This window comes from Streptomyces sp. NPDC048584 (genome assembly GCF_043199595.1).
Classification (GTDB): domain Bacteria; phylum Actinomycetota; class Actinomycetes; order Streptomycetales; family Streptomycetaceae; genus Streptomyces; species Streptomyces edwardsiae.
This window is the reverse complement of sequence record NZ_JBICWF010000001.1, coordinates 553,963-574,867: the sequence shown is the minus strand read 5'-3', so window position 1 is coordinate 574,867 and position 20,905 is coordinate 553,963. Positions and strand designations below refer to the sequence as shown.

Here is a 20,905-nt window from a genome sequence, read left to right as displayed (position 1 = left end):
CGGGGGGGGGGGGGGGGGTCCGGGCGGGGGGGGGGGGGGGGGGGGGGGCGCGCGGCCCCCCCCCCCCCCCCCCCCCCCCCCCTGGTCTGCTGCCCGAGGGGTACTCAGGAACTCATGGGGTGTGCGTCCGTCACCCGCCCACCTGTGCCGTCACATCCGCGGAGAACGTGGTCAGCCGGGTGTAGACGCCCGGGGAGCCCGCCGCCGCGCAGCCGTCGCCCCAGGAGGTGATCCCCGCCAGCCGGCCGCCGATCAGCAGCGGACCGCCGCTGTCGCCCTGGCAGGTGTCCACACCGCCCGACGCGTAGCCGGCGCACACCATGTCGCTCCGCACGTACCGGCTGCCGTACGAGCCGCTGCAACTGGTGTCGGAGACGGTCGGCACGGTCGCGGTGCGCAGCTGGTTGGAGGAGCTGCCGCCGGAGGAGGTGGTGCCCCAGCCGATGATGCGGGCGCTCGTGCCGGCCGCGTACACCGAGGTGTCCGAGGAGGAGACGTAGGACGCCGTGCCGTACGGCATCGACGTCGACAGGGTCAGCACGGCCACGTCGTCGCCCCGCGTGACGCTTCTGTAGCTGGGGTGGATCCATATCCGGCTGACTCTGGCGACCGTGCCGTTGGTGCCGTTGAGATAGGTGCGCCCGCCGACCACACGCACACTGCTCGTGGTCTCACCCACCATGCAGTGCGCGGCCGTGACCACCTTGGTCGGGGAGACCAGGGTGCCGCCGCAGAACTGGTTCTGCGAGGCGTCGGTGATCTGCATCATGAACGGGTACGCCGACGTCGTGGTCGTCGTACCGCCGACGATCGGCTGCGGGGCGGCCGTGGCGGCGGGGGCGGCGATCAGCACGGTCGCGGCGGCGGCAGCGGTCGCCGCGACGGCGGCGGCGGCCTTCTTGGCGCGGGTGAACCCGGACATGGGTCTCCTCTGGGACGGCCGGTGGGGGTCGCACGGGGTGGGGGGCGAGCACAAGGGCCTCGGGACAGGCCCCCGTGTGCCCGGCGGGCGGCACGCCGTTAAGCTACGACCGCGGGCGCGACCGCCCCAATGAGGGAAGCCCCTAGGGCAGTTGGGGCAGGGATAACCCTCGGTCCCGGGCGGAGCCCCAGGACGGGAAGGGGCGGCGGGGGCGATGGACCGCTGTTACGGAGTGCGCCGGCCCGCCGCAAGCCGGACGATGTCGACCCGGGAGCGGATGCCCAGCTTGCGGTAGACCCGCGTGAGGGTCGCCTCGACGGTCTTGACGCTGATGAACAGCCGCCCGGCGATCTCCCGGTTGGTGGCACCCTCCATCACCAGCGCGGCGACCTGCCGTTCCATCGCGGCCAGCCCGTCCAGGGCGCCCGGCACCGTGGCGGGTACGGTCTCCGGCTCCGCCGGGCCCGCCGCCACCGCCCGCTCCACCTGGCGCAGCCACGGCAGCGCACGGCAGCGCCGGAACAGCCGGGCGGCCTCGTCGTACGCCGCCGGCGCCGGGCCCCGCCCGCGCAGCCGGGCCAGCGCGAAGGCGGCCCGCGCCTCCTCGAGGCCGTACCCCAGCGCGGCGAGCCGCTCCTGCGCCGACGCCAACTGCGTGTGCGCCGCCTGGTGTTCACCCCGCGCGGAGCGCACCAGCGCCTCCGCGCGGTCGAGCACCGCGAGAACACTCGCCCGGTTCAGACGCAGCGCGTGTACACGGGTGACGTCGATGAGTTCCTGCGCCTCGCCCGGCTCACCGATCCGCACCAGCGCCTCGGCGAGGTCGCCCTGCCAGCGGCCCCGCGCCGGATCGCTGATGCCCATGCCGTGCTCCAGCTCCCGCACCCGGCGCAGTGAACGGACCGCGCCCTGCGCGTCCCCCGCCACCAACTGGGCGTAGCCCAGGGCGGCCAGGGCGAGGGAGAGATACAACTGGTCCCCGTCCACCTCGGCGTGGTCCGCCGCCTCACGGGCCAGCGTCAGCCCGCGCTCCACGTCCCCGCCGGACGCCTCCGCGACCGAGGCCAGCATGGCGGAGGCGCTCTCGCCGATCCCGGAGTCCCGCGCCAGCCGCAGGCTTTCGCGGGCCAGGTCCAGGGCGCGGCCGCAGTGCCCGTAACGCAGCTCGGTGTCGGCGAGCAGCCGGGAGAAGTGCACCTCGCTCTCCACCATGCCGCGCCGTCTCGCCTCGCGCAGCAGCGCGGTGATGGCCGTACGGGCCTCCGGCAGCTGGTCGCTCATCAGCAGCCAGCGGAACTTCGCCATCGCGGCGCCGTTGTGATGGCTGGCCACATCGGGGTCCTGCGGTTCCTCGAGCGCCCGCTGGATCGTCGCGGGGGCGTCCGGGTGGCCCATCAGGGTCTCGGTGGACGACTGGAAGGCCAGCGCCATCAGTTCGGTGCGCCGGTCCCCGCCCCGGGCGGCCAGCTCCGCCGCGTGCGCGGCCTCCTCGCGGGACTTGGCGAAGTCTCCGTCGACCACCACCTCGCGCCAGGCCAGCTGGTAGTGGACCAGTGCCAGCAGCCGGGGGTCGGCACCGGCGTCGGCCAGCACCTGCGGGAACACGGCGTCGACCTCGCCGAGGGCCTGCCCGGCCGCCTCGATGACGACCATCCACGCCCGCACCCGCTCCGCCGGCACCGTCGCCCGGGTCAGCACCTCGCGCGCTATGTCCCGCGCCAGATCCACCTCGCCGGCCGTTATCGCGTCCTCGGCGGCCTGCAGCCGCCGCTCGTCGGGGCCCGGCTCGCCGTCCGCCGGGGTGTGCCGGGCGGCGAGCAGCCCCAGCGACGCGGCGACCGAGGGTGCCCCCCGGTCCCGGGCCAGGGCCGCGGCCTCGGCGAGCCGGGCCGCCACCTCCGGGTCGGGCCCGGTCGCGGCCAGCGCCAGATGCCGGGCCCGCTCGATGGGGTCGGAGGCCGCCGTGGACAGCGCCGTGTGCACCGCCCGCCGGTCCCGTGCCGGGGCCTCCGCGTACAGGGCGGCCGATATCAGCGGGTGCGCGAACCGCAGCGCCGGCTCCTCGTGGTCGGTCGCCAGCAGCCCCAGCGCGGCGGCCTGCGCCGTCTCCGCCTCGGCGTTGTCCCGCCCGGCCGCGTGCAGCAGCGCCAGGGTGGGACGGGCGCCCGCGCTGGCCACCAGCAAGGTGCGGCGCGCCTCGTCCGACAGCATCTCCAGACGGCTCAGCACCAGTGCCCGCAGCGAGGTCGGCACCGGCAGCGGTTCGCCCGGCCGGGGCCGGGTGGGGCTCTCCGCGAGGGCGCGGCCCAGCTCGAGGGCGAACAGCGGGTTGCCGCCGCTGGTGCGGTGGATGTCACGGGCCGTGGAGCGGGACAGCGCGGTGTAGCCCCGGTGGTCGAGCAGCGCGGACACCTGGGTCCGGGAGAACGGGCCGAGCCGCACCGGGAGCGTGTCCGGCGGGCAGGCGCGCAGATGACGGCCGTACTCCTCCTCCTCGCCGTCCGTGCGCACCGCGCACAGCATCCGTACCGGGCTGTCGCCGAGCCGCCGGGCGGCGAAGCCGAGGAGTTCGGCGCTGGCCGAATCCAGCCACTGCAGATCGTCGGCGACGACGAGGACCGGTCCCTCGGCGGCCAGCGCCCGCAGTGTGGAGAGCACCGCCAGGCGCAGCGCGAGACCGTCCCGCTGGAGGGTGGACTCGCCGCGTCCGGTGAGCGCCGACTCCAGGGCGGTGCGCTGCGCGGCGGGCAGCCGGGCGGACACCTTGTCGAGGACCAGACCGAACAGATCGGCCAGCGCCAGGAACGGAAGATGGGATTCGGACTCCGTCGCCGAGCAGCGCAACACCGTCCCCGCCGCTCCCGCGTTTTCCTCCGCAAGTGCCCGCAGCACGGTCGATTTTCCTATTCCGGCGGGGCCGTGCAGGAGCACGCTGCCCCCGCGGGCGAGCTGTTCCCGCGCCTCGGAGTACAGCTCTTCCCGGCCTATGACCAGGTCGGGGCGGCTCCTGGCAGGCTCCTTGAAGTCCCGTCGCACGGTCACCGCTCCCCTCCGTGTGGCGTGTCCTGGCCAATATTAGGCAACCGGCTCCTCAATTCCGGACGGACCGTGTAGTGAGGCAAATTACAGCCGGTCCGGCGACGGGGAAATCCACGATGTACCGGAGGTAATACCCGCTCCGGGAATACGTCCCAAACCTACGGCAACCACCCCGCCCGGCGGGCGGCGACCACGGCCTGCCCCCGGGTGCGCACCCCCAGCTTCCGCATCGCCGACCGCAGATACGCCTTGACGGTCTCCGCCGTCACCCCCAGCCGCTCCGCCGCCGCCCCGTTGGTCGCGCCCGCCGCCACACACGCGAGCACGTCCACCTCCCGGGGCGCGAGCCGTACGGCCGGGGCCCGGGAGGTGTCCGTGGTGAGCAGGGCGCACGCCTGGAGCAGCTCGGCCCGCAGCGCGGAGTCCGTGATCCGCGGCGCCAGCGCCCGTAGCGCCGCGTGCGCCTCCCGGACCTGCTCCCACGCCGCCCCGGCCGGCGGACCCGGTTCCGGCCGGACCGCCGCCATCAGCGCCGCCGCCTCCTCCCGCGCCACCAGCGCCTGCTCCACGTCCCGCGCGGCCTGGACCGCCGCGCCGAGCGTGCGGTCCCCCAGCGGCTGGGCCGCGCGCAGGGCGCCGTACAGCACGGCTCGCACCCGACGCCGTACGACCACCGGTACGGCGACGATGGCGCGCAGGCCCTCGGCGGCGACCGGGACGTCGTACTCGTGGCTGATCTGCCGGGAGACGGAGTAGTCCGTCACCGCGCACGGCCGGGCGAGCGCCACCGCCCTGCCGCCCAGACCGAAGCCGGAGGACACCGCGAGCGCGCTCAGCGCGGGCGTCGCGGTGCCGCTCAGCTCGCTGATGCGCACCTGCCGCCGGCCCGGCTCCACCAGTCCGCCGAAGGCCACCGGAAGTCCGGTCGCGTGCCGCAGCCGCAGCAGCGCGCCGCGGATCTCCACCGCGTCGCCCCCACTCATCGGGTCGGCTGTCATCCGTTCACCCCTTCACCACGGTCCCCGCGCGAGCGCACACCCCCGTTCGGGGGTAGTGAGACACGCATCACGGATTACACGATGGGGACGAGCCGCCCGGCAATGGTCCGGCAGGAGGAGGAGACATGACGACGGCCACGGAGGCGTTCCGCGGGGCCCGGGACTTTCTGCTGGAACACCGCGAGGACTACACGACCGCCTACCGGGAATTCACCTGGCCCCGGCCCGAGCGGTTCAACTGGGCGCTCGACTGGTTCGACGCGATCGCGGACGGCAACGACCGCACCGCGCTGCACCTCGTCGAGGAGGACGGGGACGAGACCCGGCTGTCCTTCGCCGCGCTGTCCCGCCGCTCCGACCAGGTCGCCAACTGGCTGCGCGAGCGGGGCGTGCGCGCCGAGGACCGGGTGCTGGTCATGCTCGGCAACCAGGCCGAGCTGTGGGAGACCGCCCTGGCCGCGATGAAGCTGCGGGCCGTGGTCATCCCGGCCACGCCGCTGCTCGGCCCCGCCGATCTGCGCGACCGGGTGGAGCGGGGCCGCGTCCGCCATGTGATCGCCCGCACGGCGGACACCGCGAAGTTCGACGAGGTGCCCGGCGACTACACCCGCGTCGCCGTGGGGGAGGCGCCGGGCGGGAGCTGGCTGCCGTACGCCGACACCCACGGCGCCGCCGAGCGCTTCGCGCCCGACGGGCCCACCCTCTCCGACGACCCCCTGATGCTGTACTTCACCTCCGGCACCACCGCCCGCCCCAAGCTGGTCGAGCACACCCACACCTCGTACCCGATCGGGCATCTGGCGACCATGTACTGGATCGGCCTGCGCCCCGGTGACGTGCACCTCAACATCTCCTCGCCCGGCTGGGCCAAGCACGCCTGGTCCAACCTGTTCGCCCCGTGGAACGCGGAGGCGACCGTCTTCCTGCACAACTACACCCGCTTCGACGCGCCCCGGCTGATGGCCGAGATGGACAGGGCCGGCGTCACCACCTTCTGCGCCCCGCCGACCGTGTGGCGCATGCTCATCCAGGCCGACCTGGGCCTGCTGCGCACCCCGCCCCGCGAGGTCGTCGCCGCCGGTGAGCCGCTCAACCCCGAGGTCATCCAGCAGGTCCGGCGCGCCTGGGGCGTCACCATCCGGGACGGCTTCGGCCAGACGGAGACCGCCGTCCAGGTCTCCAACAGCCCCGGCCAGGTCCTCAAGACCGGCTCCATGGGCCGCCCCAGCCCCGGCTACCGCATGGAACTCCTCGACCCCGTCTCCGGCGCGCCCGGCGCCGCCGAGGGCGAGATCGCCCTCGATCTCTCCGCCCGCCCGGTGGGCCTGATGACCGGCTACCACGGAGACCCGGACCGTACGGCGGAGGCGATGGCCGGCGGCTACTACCGGACCGGTGACATCGGCTCGCGCGACGACGACGGATACATCACCTACGTCGGCCGCGCGGACGACGTCTTCAAGGCCAGCGACTACAAGATCAGCCCGTTCGAGCTGGAGAGCGTGCTGCTGGAGCACCAGGCGGTCGCCGAGGCGGCGGTGGTGCCGGCCCCGGACCCGCTGCGGCTGGCCGTGCCGAAGGCGTACATCGTGCTCGCGGAGGGCTGGGAGCCCGGACCGGACACCGCGAAGGTCCTCTTCGAGCACTCCCGCGAGGCCCTCGCCCCCTACAAGCGGCTGCGCCGACTGGAGTTCGGGGAACTGCCCAAGACGGTCTCCGGGAAGATCCGCCGTATCGAACTGCGCGAGGCCACGGCGGCCGGCTCCACTGACGAGTACCGCGAGGAGGACTTCCGATGACCGAACGCTCCTACACGCACGGGACGAGCGGGACCCCGCTGCTCGGCGACACCATCGGCGCCAACCTCGGCCGGGCGATCGCCGCGTGGCCCGACCGGGAGGCCCTGGTCGACGTGCCGTCCGGACGGCGCTGGACGTACGCCGAGTTCGGCGCCGCCGTCGACGAGGTGGCGCGCGGGCTGCTGGCGAACGGCATCGGGACCGGCGACCGGGTGGGCATCTGGGCGGTCAACTGCCCCGAGTGGGTCCTCGTCCAGTACGCCACCGCCCGTATCGGCGTCATCATGGTGAACATCAACCCCGCCTACCGGGCGCACGAGTTGGAGTACGTGCTCAAGCAGTCCGGGATCGCGCTGCTGGTGTCCTCGCTCGCCCACAAGGGCACCGACTACCGGGAGCTCGTGGACCAGGTGCGCGGCTCCTGCCCCGACCTGCGGGAGACCGTATACATCGGCGACCCGTCCTGGGACGCGCTCACCGCCGCCGCGTCCGCCGTACCGCCCCAGCGGCCCGACGAGATCGCGGCCGGGCTCAGCTGCGACGACCCGGTCAACATCCAGTACACCTCTGGCACCACGGGTTTCCCGAAGGGCGCCACGCTCTCCCACCACAACATCCTCAACAACGGCTACTGGGTGGGCCGTACGGTCGGCTACACGGAACAGGACCGGGTCTGCCTGCCGGTGCCGTTCTACCACTGCTTCGGCATGGTCATGGGCAATCTGGGCGCCACCTCCCACGGCGCCTGCATCGTCATCCCCGCCCCCTCCTTCGAGCCGAGGGCCACCCTCGACGCCGTCCAGCGGGAGCGCTGCACCTCGCTCTACGGCGTGCCCACCATGTTCATCGCCGAACTCGACCTGCCCGACTTCGCCTCGTACGACCTCACCTCGCTGCGCACCGGCATCATGGCGGGCTCGCCCTGCCCGGTGGAGGTGATGAAGCGGGTGGTCGCCGAGATGCACATGGAGGAGGTCTCCATCTGCTACGGCATGACCGAGACCTCCCCGGTCTCGCTCCAGACCCGCATGGACGACGACCTGGAACACCGCACGGGCACCGTCGGCCGGGTACTGCCGCACATCGAGGTCAAGGTCGTCGACCCGGCCACCGGTGTGACTCAACCACGGGGCAGAGCCGGGGAGTTGTGCACCCGCGGCTACAGCGTGATGCTCGGCTACTGGAACGAGCCCGAGAAGACCGCCGAGGCCGTCGACGCCGGCCGCTGGATGCACACCGGGGACCTCGCGGTGATGCGCGAGGACGGCTATGTGGAGATCGTCGGCCGCATCAAGGACATGATCATCCGGGGCGGGGAGAACATCTACCCGCGCGAGATCGAGGAGTTCCTCTACGCCCACCCGAAGATCGCGGACGTCCAGGTCGTCGGCGTCGCGCACGAGCGCTACGGCGAGGAGGTGCTCGCCTGCGTCGTCCCGCGCGACCCGGCCGACCCGCTCACCCTGGAGGAACTGCGCGCCTTCTGCACGGACCGCCTCGCCCACTACAAGATCCCGAGCCGCCTCCAGCTCCTCGAGACCTTCCCCATGACGGTGTCCGGAAAGGTACGCAAGGTGGAACTGCGCGAGCGGTACGCGACGGACGACAGGGCCTAGGACCCCGGCACGTCCGCGCGCATGCACACGCGCGGCCACCGGTCGAGGCCGTGGCCGGCCTCCTCGGCGCGGATCCGGCGCAGGCCGGGGGTGAGTTCGGGCTCGGTCAGGGCGCGGAAGCCGAGGCGGGCGTAGTACGGGGCGTTCCACGGGACGTCGGCGAAGGTGGTCAACGTGAGCGCCGTCAGGCCGTGCTCGCGGGCGTGGCCGGCGGCGTGGGCGAGCAGGGCGCGTCCCACGCCCCGGCGGGCGGCGAGCGGATGGACGGAGACCTGCTCCACATGGAGCGCGTCGTCGACGGGTTCGGCGATCAGATAGGCGACGGGCCGGTCGCCGAGTGCCGCGACCCAGCAGCGGCCCGCCTCGCGGTAGCGCTCCAGCATGTTCAGGGCGGGTGGTTCGTCGTCGGCGATGTCCGGCATGCCGACGCCGCGGAACGGGGCGCCGGCGGCCCGCTCGATGTCCTGGAGGACGGGCAGTTCGCCGGGGGCGGCGGGACGGATGCGCATCCGCCGAGTATCGGGTGCCGGCGGCGGGCCCGTCGCCGGGATTTCAGGCCCTGTCGGCGGGACCGTTCACCGGACGCGCGGGGCCGGCCGGGTCGAGCAGGAACAGCGGGACGTCCAGGGTGTCGGCGCGGGCGCGGGCCTCGCCGTCGTAACCGGCGACGGAGAAGTACAGGCACCCCGCGGATTCCGTCATCGCCGCCAGCCACAGGCACTCCACGTCCCGCGCGGTCGTCGGGCGTGCCGACGGGTCGACCTGGGCGAGGATCCCGCGGCCGACCAGACCGGTCCCGGACGGGGAGTGCCGCCCGGTGCGGCGGACGTCCTCGTGGCCGAGCCGGCGCAGATGCCGTACGGCGGCCGTGACCGGGTCCGTCGTGGCGCGGACCGCGGGCTTTCCCGGGAGGGGCGGCGGGCCGGTCACCGGGATCCGCAGCACCGTCCCGCACACGCACCCCAGTTCGGGTCGCGGCCACTGGCCGGGCGTCCCGCACCGTCCGCAGCGCACGGTGATCCACTCCTCGTCCCAGGCGCGGTGCCCGACGAGGTCCGGCACCCCGTCGAGATCCAGCGGCGCCGTGACGGGCGCACCGCACGCGCAGGGATACGACGGTGCCGTGTAGCGGTGCGAGCGCCTACAGGCGGGGCAGCGCACCGGCACGCTCTCGGCCATGACCCACTCCCGGGTTCTCGAGACGGGGCCATCGTCCTCCACCGGCCCGCCGTGTGTCCGGCACTTGCCCCTCTCTTGACGGGCTCAGCCACCCCTCATACATTCATTCCAGATAGTAGAAACTATTTTCCGTAATACGGAATCTGCTCGCCCGCGGGGCGCGACGGGAGCGCGAATCCGACAGTCGGATCAGGAGACTCCATGACTCGTATGACCGCTGCCCGCGCGGCAGTCGAAATCCTCAGGCGTGAGGGTGTCACCGACGCGTTCGGTGTCCCGGGCGCGGCGATCAACCCCTTCTACGCGGCCCTCAAGGCGTCCGGCGGCATCACCCACACCCTCGCCCGCCATGTAGAGGGAGCCTCCCACATGGCCGAGGGCTACACCCGCACCCGGCCCGGCAACATCGGCGTCTGCGTCGGCACGTCGGGACCGGCCGGCACCGACATGATCACCGGCCTGTACTCCGCCATCGGGGACTCGATCCCGATCCTCTGCATCACAGGACAGGCCCCGACCGCGGTGATCCACAAGGAGGACTTCCAGGCCGTCGACATCGCCGCCATCGCGCGGCCGGTCACCAAGATGGCCATGACCGTGCTGGAGGCCGCGCAGGTCCCCGGCGTCTTCCAGCAGGCCTTCCACCTCATGCGCTCCGGCCGGCCCGGCCCCGTGCTGATCGATCTGCCGGTCGACGTACAGCTGACGGAGATCGAGTTCGACCCGGACACCTACGCACCGCTCCCGGTCTACCGGCCCGCGGCCTCCCGCGCCCAGATCGAGAAGGCGCTCGGCATGCTGAACGCCGCCGCACGCCCGCTGATCGTCGCCGGCGGCGGTGTCATCAACGCCGACGCCGCCGAACCGCTGGTCCGGTTCGCCGAGTTGACCGGCACCCCGGTCGTGCCGACCCTCATGGGCTGGGGCGCGATCCCCGACGACCACGAACTCAACGCCGGCATGGTCGGCCTGCAGACCTCCCACCGCTACGGCAACGCGACCTTCCTGGAGTCCGACTTCGTCCTCGGCATCGGCAACCGCTGGGCCAACCGCCACACCGGACGCCTCGATGTCTACACGGCCGGACGGACGTTCGTCCACGTCGACATCGAACCCACCCAGATCGGCCGGATCTTCGCCCCCGACTACGGCATCGCCTCCGACGCGCGCGCCGCGCTGGAGCTCTTCGTCGAGGTGGCCGGGGAACTGAAGGCCGAGGGCCGGCTGCCCGACCGTTCCGAATGGGCCGCCGCCACCCAGGAGAAGCGCGCCGCACTCCAACGCCGTACCCACTTCGACGACACCCCGATCAAACCGCAGCGGGTCTACCAGGAGATGAACAGGGCCTTCGGCCCCGAGACGCGATACGTCTCCACCATCGGCCTCTCACAGATCGCCGGCGCGCAGCTGCTGCACGTCCACCGGCCCCGGCACTGGATCAACTGCGGCCAGGCCGGCCCCCTCGGCTGGACCGTCCCCGCCGCGCTCGGCGTGGCGAAGGCCGACCCCGCGACACCGGTCGTCGCCCTGTCCGGCGACTACGACTTCCAGTTCATGATCGAGGAACTGGCCGTCGGAGCCCAGCACAAGATCCCGTACGTCCATGTTCTGGTCAACAACGCCTACCTGGGCCTGATCCGGCAGGCGCAGCGGGCCTTCGACATCGACTTCCAGGTCAGCCTCGGGTTCGAGAACGTCAACACCCCGGAGCTGGGCGTCTACGGTGTCGACCACGTCAAGGTCGCCGAAGGGCTCGGCTGCAAGGCGATCCGGGTGACCGACCCGAACGAACTGGGCGCCGCCCTGGAACAGGCCGGGAAACTCGCGGCCGAGTACCGGGTGCCGGTCGTCGTCGAGGCGATCCTGGAACGCGTCACCGACATCGCGATGTCGACGACCAACGACATCGGTGCCGTCGTCGAGTTCGAGGAGACCGCGACCGAACCGTGGCACGCCCCCACGTCGATCAGGACGCTGAAGCCCTGATCCGCGCGGGGGCCCCGCGCGGCCTCAGTCCCCGCCCCCGCCGCCGCATCCGCCCCCGCCTCCACAGCTCAGGGGAGACCCGCCGCTGCCGTAGGTACCGCCTCCCGCGGAGTGGCGCAGGCCCTTGTCCCTGAGCCTGACCCGTTCGGTCAGTCCCGCCCGCAGGGCGAAGCGCGGCACGAGCGCGCTCAGGGCGGGCTTGCCGTGCAGGGCGACGGCGATCAGCTTCCGTTCGTCCGTCAGGCCGTGCCGGCTCGACGGCAGCGGGAACGCCTTCCGCAGGATGGTTGTCCGTCGGCGGGCCGCCCTGTTCGGACCGAGCAGCGTGGCCCGCAGCATCCCCGCCTCCGCCAGCCCGACCCGCACCTCCGCCAGCGCCCAGCGGACGTCCGGGTGCCGCAGCAACTCCCGTATCTCGGACGGCTCGCCGAGGCACTGGTACACGGCGCTCTCCAGGTACAGCGCGCGCACCTCGCCCGTGAGGGCGTCCACCCGTCCCACGGCCACCTCGGCGGCCACGTCCAGCGAGACCCCCGGCGGCGGCAGCGGGGGCAGTGCCCGTCCCGCCTCCGAGTCGACCGCCCGTATCGTGCCCGGCGCGCCCGCCTCGACGGCGCCCCGCAGATGCAGCGCCACCACGGCCACCGTGACCGCGGCGCGCGCACCGCCGGCCAGCAGGGCGAGCTCGTGCGGCGTCCCCCGGACACCTCCGCTGTCGTTCATGGCGTGTCACCCCCTGAAGCGGGGCCCGCCGCCCCCGTGCCGGCGGGCCCCGCGTTGCCAGGAGTGTGCCCGCCGGCGACCGGGGCCGAAGCCTTTCGGGCCGCCTTCAGAGGTTCATTTGAGGGTGACGTAGCCGCTGTACGGCCGATGCCGTAGCGGCGCTCATGTCGTCTCGTGGTGTTCCGAGAGGCCCGGCCAGTCGTCGGGACCGCCGCCCTGCCAGTCGATCAGGTCCGTCGCCTCGACATCGGTGACGTACAGGTCGGCCAGCCGCAGGATCTCGGCCACGTCGTCGGCGTGCGTCGCGATGCCCAGGGTGTCGTCGCCCGAGGTGACCCGCCGGGAGCCGTCGAGAGCCGGGGAGTGCACCACGATGTGCGGATGCTCCGTGGGATGTGCCATGCCCCCAGGCTGCTGCGCCCCGGCCGGATCCGCACCCCGGATGCACTCCCCGGCCTGCGCCCCGGCCTGCGCCCCGGCCTGCGCCCCGGGCATCCGTCTCCGCCGGATCCGCACGCAGGCCCGGATGCACTCCCCGGCCTGCGCCCCGGGCATCCGTCTCCGCCGGATCCGCACGCAGGACGCGTACCCCGGATGTGTGCCCCCGGAGGCGTCCCTCCCCGGAGCCACCACCCCCGGACGGCCTCCGGAAGCGAGGCTGTCCGGGGGTGGCTCGGGACCGCGGCGGCCGCGATGGCTCCGGGCCCCTTCCGAGGTCGGGGAGGGAGTCCCGCCGCCTTCGCCACCGCACCGGCGCGCATACCGCCGCGGCGCCCTCGCCCCGCGCCCAGGGCCACAGCCACGGCCGTACGCGAGTCGCTGTGCCCCGCCGGGGCGGTTCCGGGCGGCGCCGGTGCCTTGGGCGCGACAGGACAGATGTCGGCGCCGGCGCCGCCCGGAGGTCTATGCGAGGTGCGCGCCGGACAGCCGTTCGACCGCCCTCAGCAGCGCGGAGTGGTCCAGTCCGCCGTCGCCCTGCGCGCGCAGGCTCGCCACCAGCTGGGCGACCACGGCACCCACGGGCAGGGCGGCGCCCACGGAGCGGGCGGCGTCGGTGACGATGCCCATGTCCTTGTGGTGCAGATCGATCCGGAAGCCCGGCGTGAAGTCCCGGTTCAGGAAGTTGTCCTTCTTCCGGGTCAGCACCGTCGAGCCGGCCAGTCCGCCGTTCAGGACCTCGAGCGCCGCCGTGAGGTCCACGCCGGACTTCTCCAGGAAGACCACGGCCTCCGCGCACGCCTGGATGTTGACGGCGACGATCAGCTGGTTGGCGGCCTTCACGGTCTGCCCCGAGCCGTGCGGGCCGCACCGCACGATCGTCCTGCCGAGCGCCTCGAAGAGCGGCTTCGCCTCCTCGAAGTCGGCCTGCCCGCCGCCCACCATGATGGACAGCACCGCCTCGACGGCCCCCGCCTCACCGCCCGACACGGGGGCGTCGAGCACCCGGATGCCCTTGTCCTTCGCGGCGGCGGCCAGATCGACCGAGGTCTGTGGGGTGATCGAGGACATGTCGATCAGCAGCGCCCCGGAACGGGCGTTCTCCAGGATGCCGCCGGGGCCGTACGCGATCGCCTCGACCTGCGGCGACGCCGGAACCATCGTGATGATCACATCGGCGTTCCGTACGGCCTCGGCGACCGAGCCGGCCACGGTGCCGCCGGCACCCGCCAGCCGGTCCAGCTTCTCCCGCTCCAGGGTGTGGCCGGTGACGTCGTAGCCCGCCTTGATCAGGTTCTCGGACATCGGGGAGCCCATGATGCCGAGACCGATCCAGGCGACCGCCGGGCGGGTCGGGCGGGAGGAAGGGGGAAGGTTGCTCATGTCGGAGTGCCTCTCGATACGAGGGTTCTGGTCAGCGGGGGAGCCAGTCGAAGGCATCCGTGCCGGGGCGGTCGCCGGTCTTGTACTCCAGGCCGACCCAGCCGTCGTATCCGGCCTTGCGCAGCCGGTCCAGGAGGTCCTCCAGCGGGAGCGAACCGGTGCCGGGGGCGCCGCGGCCGGGGCTGTCGGCGATCTGCACATGGCCGGTCCTTCCGGCGTACCGGTCGATCACCGCCGGCAGGTCCTCGCCGTTCCTCGCCAGGTGGTAAAGGTCCATCAGGAAACGGGCGTTGCCCAGTCCCGTGGCCGCGTTCACCTGGTCCACGACATCCACGGCGGCGGGCGCCGACACCAGTGGGTACCGCGGTGACTCGGGCGCGTTCAGCGCCTCGATCAGCAGCATCGCGCCGATTTGGTCGGCGGCGCGGGCGGCGAGGGCGAGGTTCTCCAGCGCGAGCGCGTCCTGCTCGGCCGGGTCCACGCCGTCGACCCGGTTGCCGTACAGCGCGTTCAGCGCCGTACAGCCGAGGGAGTGGGCGAAACCGGCGGCCACGTCGATGTTGGCGCGGAACCGCTCCGACTCCTCACCGGGGACGGACAGGGCGCCCCGGTCGGGGCCGGGGAGCCGTCCGGCGTAGAAGTTCAGGCCGGTGAGGTGTACGCCCGCGTCCTCGATCGCCCTGTGCAGCGCGTCGAGCCGAGATCGTCCGGGAGTGGGGGAGTCGACCCAGGGCCACCACAGCTCGACCGCGGTGAAACCGGCTGCGGCGGCGGCCGCCGGGCGCTCCAGGAGCGGGAGTTCGGTGAAGAGGATCGACAGATTGACGTCGAACCGCTGGTCTGCGAATCCCATCGGGGACGGCCTTCCTGTAATTCCGTATAGTGGAAATTACTTTCTATTCAATGGAAGATTGCCGCCACTGCCGCGGACTGTCAAGGGGGCAGGGCGAGGCCGGCGCCGGCGCCCGCTGCGGTCCGGCTGCCGGGATCCTGGCGGCCTGTTCGGCGACCGCGAGTCCGGCACGCCCGACACCTTCGCCGCGTCCCGCGTCCCGGCCTGAAGACGCCGCCGGTCGGCTCCACGAGATCGGCCTCGCACTGCGGGGCGCTGCCGCTCACGGCCCTCGGGCTCCGCCGCACACCGCTTGACGGCCAGGCCACCGACGTACGGGGCCTCCTCCCGCCACCCGTCGTGACCTGCCCGTTCTCAGTCGTGGTAGGCGTGGGTCTGGGTGGCCTTGACCGTGGCCCAGACCGTCGCACCGGCGTGCAGGTCGAGTTCCGCGGCGGCGACCGTGGTCAGATCGGCGGCCAGCGGCAGTTCGCCGGTGAGGGCGGCGCGTATCCGGTCGCCGTGCGTCTCCATGCCGGCGACCTCGCAGCGCCAGAGATTCCGGGCGCTGGAGCCCGTGGGGCGGTCCCGGTGGAGGGTGACCGCGCTGGGCGGGAAGGCGACGAACGCCGGCCCGGTCAGCTCCTCCGCCGTCGTGATCACCGGCCCGTCGTCGAGCCGTACCGTGTGCCCCTTTGCCCGGCCCCGGTAGAGGTTGAGGCCGACCAGATGGGCGATGTAGTCGGTGCGGGGGTGACGGGCGATGTGGCCGGGCGTGCCCTCCTGGACGACGTGGCCCTCCTCGATGACGACCAGATGGTCGGCGAGCACCATGGCGTCGAGCGGATCATGTGTGACGAGTACGGCGACGGCCTCGAAGTCCGCCAGATGGCGCCGGAGTTGGGCGCGGACATCGAGACGGGTGCGGGCGTCGAGGGCGGCGAGGGGCTCGTCGAGGAGCAGCAGCCGGGGGTGGGTGGCCAGGGCGCGGGCGAGCGCGACCCGCTGGGCCTGGCCGCCGGAGAGCCGGCGCGGCTTGGCACCGGCGTGCTCGGACAGCCCCATCCGCTCCAGCCAGGTGGCGGCCTGCGCGCGTGCCTGCGCCTTGCCCGCGCCCCGGCAGCGGGGACCGAACGCGACGTTGTCCAGCGCGGAAAGGTGCGGGAAGAGCAGGTAGTCCTGGAAGACCACCCCGACCGGCCGCGACTCCGGCGGCGTACGGTCCAACTCCCGCCCGTCGAGCCGCAGCCGACCGCCGTCCGACAGCGGGACAAGGCCGGCGAGGGCCCGCAGGGCGGTGGTCTTGCCGGCGCCGTTGGGCCCGAGCAGCGCGACCACGTCACCGGGTGCGGCGGCCAGCGGCACATCGAGACGGAAGGCACCGCGCTCGACGACGAGCCGCGCGTCGAGCCCTTCGCCGGACGGGACTTCGAGGGCGGATGTCTCGGCGATGCCGGTCATGAGGCGGTCATCCAGCGGTCGCGCAGTCCGGCGAGTACGGCGATGGACACGGCCAGCAGCACCAGGCTGAGCGCGATGGCCGCCTCCGGGTCGTTCTGCAGGGCGAGGTACACGGCCAGGGGCATGGTCTGGGTGCGGCCGGGGAAGTTCCCCGCGAAGGTGATCGTCGCGCCGAACTCGCCGAGCGCCCGCGCCCACGCCAGTACGGCACCGGCCGCGACGCCGGGCGCGATCAGCGGCAGCGTCACCCGGCGGAACGCGGTGAAACGGGACGCGCCGAGCGTGGTGGCCGCCTCCTCGTAGCGGGGGTCGGCGGCGCGCAGCGTGCCCTCGACGCTGATGACGAGGAACGGCATCGCCACGAACGCCTCGGCGATGATCACGCCGGTGGTGGTGAACGGCAGCGTGATCCCGAACCAGGAGTCCAGCCACCGCCCCACGACCCCGTTGCGGCCCAGCGCCATCAGCAGGGCCACACCGCCCACCACCGGCGGCAGCACCAACGGCAGTGTCACCAGGGCCCGTACGAGCCCACGGCCCGGGAACTCGACCCGGGCCAGCAGCCAGGCCAGCGGTACGCCGATCACGATGCTCACCACGGTCGCGGCCGTGGCGCAGATCAGCGACAGCCGCAGCGCCTGCCACACCTCCGTGCTGGTCAGCAGCTCGGGCATGCTCGACCAGGGCGCCCGCAGCAGCAGCGCGACCAGCGGGAGCACCAGGAACGCCAGGCCGATCAGGGCGGGCACGAGCAGCGGGAGCGGCGCCCCGCCGGTCGCCGTACCGGATCTGCGCGGTGCCGTCACGGCGCGGTGAACCCGGCTCCGGTCAGCACCTTCTGGCCCTCGGCGGACCGCACCAGCTCGATGAACGCCTTGCCGGCGCCGGCGTTGGGGGCGTCCTCGAGCAGGGTGATCGGATAGTCGTTGACCGCCTCGGCGGCTTCGGGGAACTCCACGCCCTCCACCCTGTCACCGGCCGCCCTCACATCCGTCCTGTACACGACGGCGGCGTCGGCCTCCTTGAGGACCACCTTGTTGAGGGCGGACTTGACGTCCTCCTCGTAGGACACCGGGGTGAGTCTCAGATCGGCCGCGGTCAGCGCCTTCTCGGCGGCGGCGCCGCACGGCACCGTCCTGTCGCACAGCACGACCTTCAGACCGTCACCGGTGAGGTCCTTCAGGGAGGTGATCCGGTCCGGATTGCCGGGGAGGGTGGCGATCTCCAGCCCGTTGCGGACGAACGTGGCCGGGATCCCCTCCGTCGCCCCGGCGTCCGTGACGGTCTTCATCGTCCTGGGGCTGGCCGAGGCGAACACATCGGCGGGAGCGCCGCTGGTGATCCCCGCGGCGAGCGAGTCACTGCCGCCGAAGTTGAAGACGACCTCCGTACCGGGGTGCTCCTTCTCGAACCGCCTGCCCAGCTCGGTGAAGCTCTCCGTCAGCGAGGCGGCGGCGAACACGTTCACCGTCCCGGACACCCCCGCCGGCGCCGAGGCGTCCGGCTCGCCGCCGGAGGACGAACAGGCGCTCAGGGCCAGCAGCGCGGCGACGCCCGCCCCGGTCACCTGAAGTATCCGGCCGTACCGGCGCGTGGTTCGGGTCATCTCGGGTCCACTCCCTCACCGTCCTGAACGGACGCTTCCACGTTTCCCGGCGACCACGTGATCCCGTGGCCCCGCTTCACCCGTGTCGCCGATCATACTGCCGTAGATGTCAAGTGAAACACCCGCTGTTCCTCGCAAGGGCGAGATGATTGTTTGAATCACCTGGCATGTGCGTAGGTGCTGGACGGGTTGTCCAGGTGTGGTCCTTCGGCTCCTCACGGCCGCCCCGGACGACGCCCCGCCCGGCCGGTCCCGCGCCCGGCCCGTCCTGCTCCAGGACCGCCGCGGGGGGAGTCCGTTAAGGTCGTGCCGACCTGGGCCGGCGGCCGATGTGACGCGCAGGTCGGAGTCGATGCCATGTGGGGGCGCAGTGCGATTGCGGGTGGAGTTCACGACCGAGCCCTTCGACCTCGACGAGGCGCCCGCGCACGCGGTGGTGGCGCGGGAGGTCGTCGAAGGGGCCGAGCTGGACGCCGTCGATGTCGGGCCGTTCGGCAACACCGCGGAGGGCGGAGCGGAGGCGGTCCTCGACGCGGTGGACGCGGTGCTGCGCAGGGCGCTGACGGCCGGTGCCACCCGGATCTCCCTCCAGGTCAATGTCGTAGAGGAGAGCGACCGGTGAGCGAGGCGTTCATCGCGGCGGTGAAACCGCTGGTCGACGCCATGGGCGGCGAGATGATCCCGCCCGACGAGGCCGGCAGCGACGACGTCGTGCTCTCCTGGCAGGGGGCCGGCGTCGTCGCCGTACGGCTGCCGCAGCTCGCGGACTCCCTCGACCACATCCTCGCGGCCCTGGAGCGCGCGAACGGACGGCCGCTCGCGGACCTGGACCGCAAGGCCAAGCAGGAGATCGTGCGCGGTCTGGAGGCGCGCGGCGCCTTCGCCGTACGGCACGGCGTGGAGACGGTGGCGAGCGCCCTCGGGGTCAGCCGCTTCACCGTCTACAACTACCTGAACCGCGAGAAGGGCATCTGAGCCCCGGATTTTCAACAAACTGTTGACGCGCTGCCCGCCTCGGCGTTCACTGTCGGCACGCCTGTTTCAGCACGCGGCCACGGAGGCTCACGTGTCGTCGACCCCCACCCCTGCGGGCCTGGCCCGCTTCAACGCACTGGAGGAACACGCGGCCCTCGCCGCACTCCACCGGGCCTGCGCCTCCACCGCATGGGTCCGCCGCATGCTGGCCGCCCGCCCGTACGCCACCGCCGGCGATCTGTACGCCGCCGGTGACGCCGCCATGGCAGGCCTGACCGCGGCCGACCTGGACGAGGCGATGGCCGGACACCCGCCGATCGGCCGCCCCGAACCGGGGGACCCGGTCTCCGCGCGGGAGCAGAGCGGCATGGCGGCCGCGCCGGACGGCCTCAGGGCCGAGATGCTCGAACTGAACCTGGCCTACCAGGAGCGGTTCGGTCATGTGTTCCTCATCTGCGCCACCGGCCGGACCGCCGGGCAACTGCGCGACGCCGTCAGGGAACGCCTCGGCAACACTCCGGAACGGGAACGCGAGACCGTCCGCACCGAACTGGGGAAGATCAACCGCATCCGGCTGGCCCACCTGGCCGAAGGCGAACGCGGAGAGGACTGACATGAGCACCGACACCACCGCCTCCGTGTCCACGCACATCCTGGACACCAGCGCCGGCCGCCCCGCGGCGGGCGTCGCCGTCCGCCTCGCCGCCCGCGCGGGCCGGCACGCGGACTGGACGGCGCTCGGCGGCTCCGCGACCGACGCGGACGGGCGGTGCGAGGACCTGCCGGCGCTGCCGGAGGCCGCCACCCACGTACGGCTCGACTTCGCCGTCGAGGCGTACCTCGAGGACTCCGCCGAGAACGGGGACAGCGGCGCCGCGGTGTTCTTCCCGGAGGTGACGGTCACGTTCGCCGTCGTCCCGGGCGAGCACTATCACGTACCGCTGCTGCTCAACCCGTTCGGCTACTCCGTCTACCGAGGGAGCTAGCTCCATGCCGACCATCCTGGGACAGAACCAGTACGGCAAGGCCGAGAACCGGGTCGTGAGGATCACCCGGGACGGCGCCACCCACCACATCAAGGACCTCAACGTCTCCGTCGCACTGTCCGGCGACATGGACGAGGTCCACTACTCCGGCTCCAACGCCAGCGTGCTGCCGACCGACACCACGAAGAACACCGTGTACGCGTTCGCCAAGAAGTACGGCATCGAGTCGGCCGAACAGTTCGGCATCCACCTGGCCAGGCACTTCGTCACCTCCCAGGAGCCCATCCAGCGGGCCCGAATCCGCGTCGAGGAGTACGCGTGGGAGCGGATCGGGGGGGCGTGCGAGGGGGCGGTCGAGGGCGGGCACTCCTTCGTCCGCAAGGGCCAGGAGACCCGGCTGACGCAGATCACCTACGATGGCGAACGCTGGGAGGTGATCTCCGGCCTCAAGGACCTGACCGTACTCAACTCCACCGACTCCGAGTTCCGGGGCTACGTCAAGGACGCGTACACGACCCTCGAGGAGACCCGCGACCGCGTCCTCGCCACCTCGGTCTCCGGCCGCTGGCGGTTCAACTGGACCGGCGACGACCGGCGGATGCCCGACTGGGAGCGGTCCTACACGCAGGTCAGGAAGCACCTCCTCCAGGCCTTCGCCGAGACCTACTCCCTGTCCCTGCAGCAGACGCTGTACGAGATGGGCGCGCGGATCATCGACCGCCGCGACGAGATAGACGAGGTCCGCTTCTCCCTCCCCAACAGCCACCACTTCCTGGTCGACCTGGAGCCCTTCGGGCTGAGCAACGACAACGAGGTGTACGTCGCCGCCGACCGCCCCTACGGCCTGATCGAGGCAACGGTCCTGCGGGACGGAGGAGAGGCGCGCATACCGGCGGACCTCACCCACCTCTGACCGCACAGGGACCGGCCCTGCCCTCTCCTCTCCACGCACGCGAAAAGGA

Annotated in this window: 20 protein-coding genes; 8 read left to right on the top strand and 12 right to left on the bottom strand. The window is 72.7% G+C overall.

Features of this window, described 5'->3' with window-relative positions; translation table 11 throughout:
• Positions 1-130 precede the first annotated feature (130 nt).
• From ACGFR9_RS02420 to ACGFR9_RS02410, 3 genes are all read right to left on the bottom strand, one after another.
• The gene (locus ACGFR9_RS02420) at positions 131-922 is read right to left on the bottom strand and encodes a S1 family peptidase (RefSeq protein ID WP_393202115.1); all 792 of its coding nucleotides are present in this window, start codon (positions 920-922) and stop codon (positions 131-133) included.
• A gap of 225 nt (positions 923-1,147) precedes the next feature.
• Positions 1,148-3,964, bottom strand: coding sequence for an ATP-binding protein (locus tag ACGFR9_RS02415; protein WP_393202113.1), 2,817 nt, complete (start codon positions 3,962-3,964; stop codon positions 1,148-1,150).
• A gap of 155 nt (positions 3,965-4,119) precedes the next feature.
• On the bottom strand, positions 4,120-4,959 hold the full coding sequence (locus ACGFR9_RS02410; RefSeq protein ID WP_393202111.1) for a response regulator transcription factor: 840 nt from the start codon (positions 4,957-4,959) through the stop codon (positions 4,120-4,122).
• A 125-nt stretch (positions 4,960-5,084) separates the two neighbouring features.
• On the opposite strand from ACGFR9_RS02410, the gene ACGFR9_RS02405 reads away from it, so the two are divergent.
• Together ACGFR9_RS02405 and ACGFR9_RS02400 are read left to right on the top strand one after the other, a co-directional pair.
• A complete protein-coding gene (locus ACGFR9_RS02405) occupies positions 5,085-6,758 on the top strand; it encodes an AMP-binding protein (RefSeq protein ID WP_393202109.1) in 1,674 nt (557 codons plus the stop codon).
• Positions 6,755-8,374, top strand: coding sequence for an AMP-binding protein (locus tag ACGFR9_RS02400; RefSeq protein WP_393202107.1), 1,620 nt, complete (start codon positions 6,755-6,757; stop codon positions 8,372-8,374). Before ACGFR9_RS02405 ends, ACGFR9_RS02400 begins: the two co-directional genes overlap by 4 nt.
• Here ACGFR9_RS02400 and ACGFR9_RS02395 read toward each other — a convergent pair.
• Together ACGFR9_RS02395 and ACGFR9_RS02390 are read right to left on the bottom strand one after the other, a co-directional pair.
• Positions 8,371-8,883: a GNAT family N-acetyltransferase gene (locus tag ACGFR9_RS02395; protein ID WP_393202105.1), complete on the bottom strand. Its 513-nt coding sequence runs from the start codon at positions 8,881-8,883 to the stop codon at positions 8,371-8,373. The genes ACGFR9_RS02400 and ACGFR9_RS02395 overlap by 4 nt on opposite strands.
• 43 nt (positions 8,884-8,926) lie before the next feature.
• Positions 8,927-9,553 (bottom strand): hypothetical protein, encoded by a 627-nt coding sequence (locus tag ACGFR9_RS02390; RefSeq protein WP_393202103.1) that lies wholly within the window; start codon positions 9,551-9,553, stop codon positions 8,927-8,929.
• Between the two features lie 201 nt (positions 9,554-9,754).
• Here ACGFR9_RS02390 and gcl point away from each other — a divergent pair, with 201 nt between their 5' ends.
• Complete coding sequence (gene gcl, locus ACGFR9_RS02385) at positions 9,755-11,539, top strand: glyoxylate carboligase (RefSeq protein WP_393202102.1); 1,785 nt, start codon at positions 9,755-9,757, stop codon at positions 11,537-11,539.
• A 24-nt stretch (positions 11,540-11,563) separates the two neighbouring features.
• Here the strand turns inward: gcl and ACGFR9_RS02380 are convergent, their stop codons facing one another.
• From ACGFR9_RS02380 to modA, 7 genes are all read right to left on the bottom strand, one after another.
• A complete protein-coding gene (locus ACGFR9_RS02380; RefSeq protein ID WP_393202100.1) occupies positions 11,564-12,262 on the bottom strand; it encodes a TIGR04222 domain-containing membrane protein in 699 nt (232 codons plus the stop codon).
• A gap of 162 nt (positions 12,263-12,424) precedes the next feature.
• Positions 12,425-12,664, bottom strand: coding sequence for a hypothetical protein (locus ACGFR9_RS02375; protein WP_393202098.1), 240 nt, complete (start codon positions 12,662-12,664; stop codon positions 12,425-12,427).
• A 501-nt stretch (positions 12,665-13,165) separates the two neighbouring features.
• Positions 13,166-14,083: a 2-hydroxy-3-oxopropionate reductase gene (locus ACGFR9_RS02370; RefSeq protein ID WP_393202096.1), complete on the bottom strand. Its 918-nt coding sequence runs from the start codon at positions 14,081-14,083 to the stop codon at positions 13,166-13,168.
• A 31-nt stretch (positions 14,084-14,114) separates the two neighbouring features.
• Positions 14,115-14,936, bottom strand: a complete 822-nt coding sequence (locus ACGFR9_RS02365; RefSeq protein WP_393202094.1) for a TIM barrel protein — start codon at positions 14,934-14,936, stop codon at positions 14,115-14,117.
• A 354-nt stretch (positions 14,937-15,290) separates the two neighbouring features.
• A complete protein-coding gene (locus ACGFR9_RS02360) occupies positions 15,291-16,376 on the bottom strand; it encodes an ABC transporter ATP-binding protein (protein ID WP_393202092.1) in 1,086 nt (361 codons plus the stop codon).
• On the bottom strand, positions 16,373-17,182 hold the full coding sequence (locus tag ACGFR9_RS02355) for an ABC transporter permease (protein ID WP_393202090.1): 810 nt from the start codon (positions 17,180-17,182) through the stop codon (positions 16,373-16,375). Before ACGFR9_RS02355 ends, ACGFR9_RS02360 begins: the two co-directional genes overlap by 4 nt.
• Positions 17,179-17,982: a molybdate ABC transporter substrate-binding protein gene (modA, locus tag ACGFR9_RS02350; RefSeq protein ID WP_393202088.1), complete on the bottom strand. Its 804-nt coding sequence runs from the start codon at positions 17,980-17,982 to the stop codon at positions 17,179-17,181. The genes ACGFR9_RS02355 and modA overlap by 4 nt, the downstream gene beginning before the upstream one ends.
• Before the next feature lie 370 nt (positions 17,983-18,352).
• Between modA and ACGFR9_RS02345 the strand changes: the two genes are divergently transcribed.
• From ACGFR9_RS02345 to pucL, 5 genes are all read left to right on the top strand, one after another.
• Entirely contained in the window at positions 18,353-18,604 is a 252-nt protein-coding gene (locus ACGFR9_RS02345; RefSeq protein WP_393202086.1) for a hypothetical protein, read from the top strand.
• 41 nt (positions 18,605-18,645) lie between these two features.
• Positions 18,646-18,957 carry a helix-turn-helix domain-containing protein gene (locus tag ACGFR9_RS02340; protein ID WP_393202754.1) on the top strand — a complete coding sequence of 104 codons (312 nt, stop codon included), beginning with the start codon at positions 18,646-18,648 and terminating at the stop codon, positions 18,955-18,957.
• Positions 18,958-19,048: 91 nt separating this feature from the next.
• Entirely contained in the window at positions 19,049-19,570 is a 522-nt protein-coding gene (gene uraD / locus ACGFR9_RS02335; protein WP_393202084.1) for a 2-oxo-4-hydroxy-4-carboxy-5-ureidoimidazoline decarboxylase, read from the top strand.
• 1 nt (position 19,571) lies between these two features.
• Complete coding sequence (uraH, locus tag ACGFR9_RS02330; RefSeq protein WP_393202082.1) at positions 19,572-19,943, top strand: hydroxyisourate hydrolase; 372 nt, start codon at positions 19,572-19,574, stop codon at positions 19,941-19,943.
• 4 nt (positions 19,944-19,947) lie between these two features.
• Positions 19,948-20,856: a factor-independent urate hydroxylase gene (pucL, locus tag ACGFR9_RS02325; RefSeq protein ID WP_393202080.1), complete on the top strand. Its 909-nt coding sequence runs from the start codon at positions 19,948-19,950 to the stop codon at positions 20,854-20,856.
• Positions 20,857-20,905: the final 49 nt, after the last annotated feature.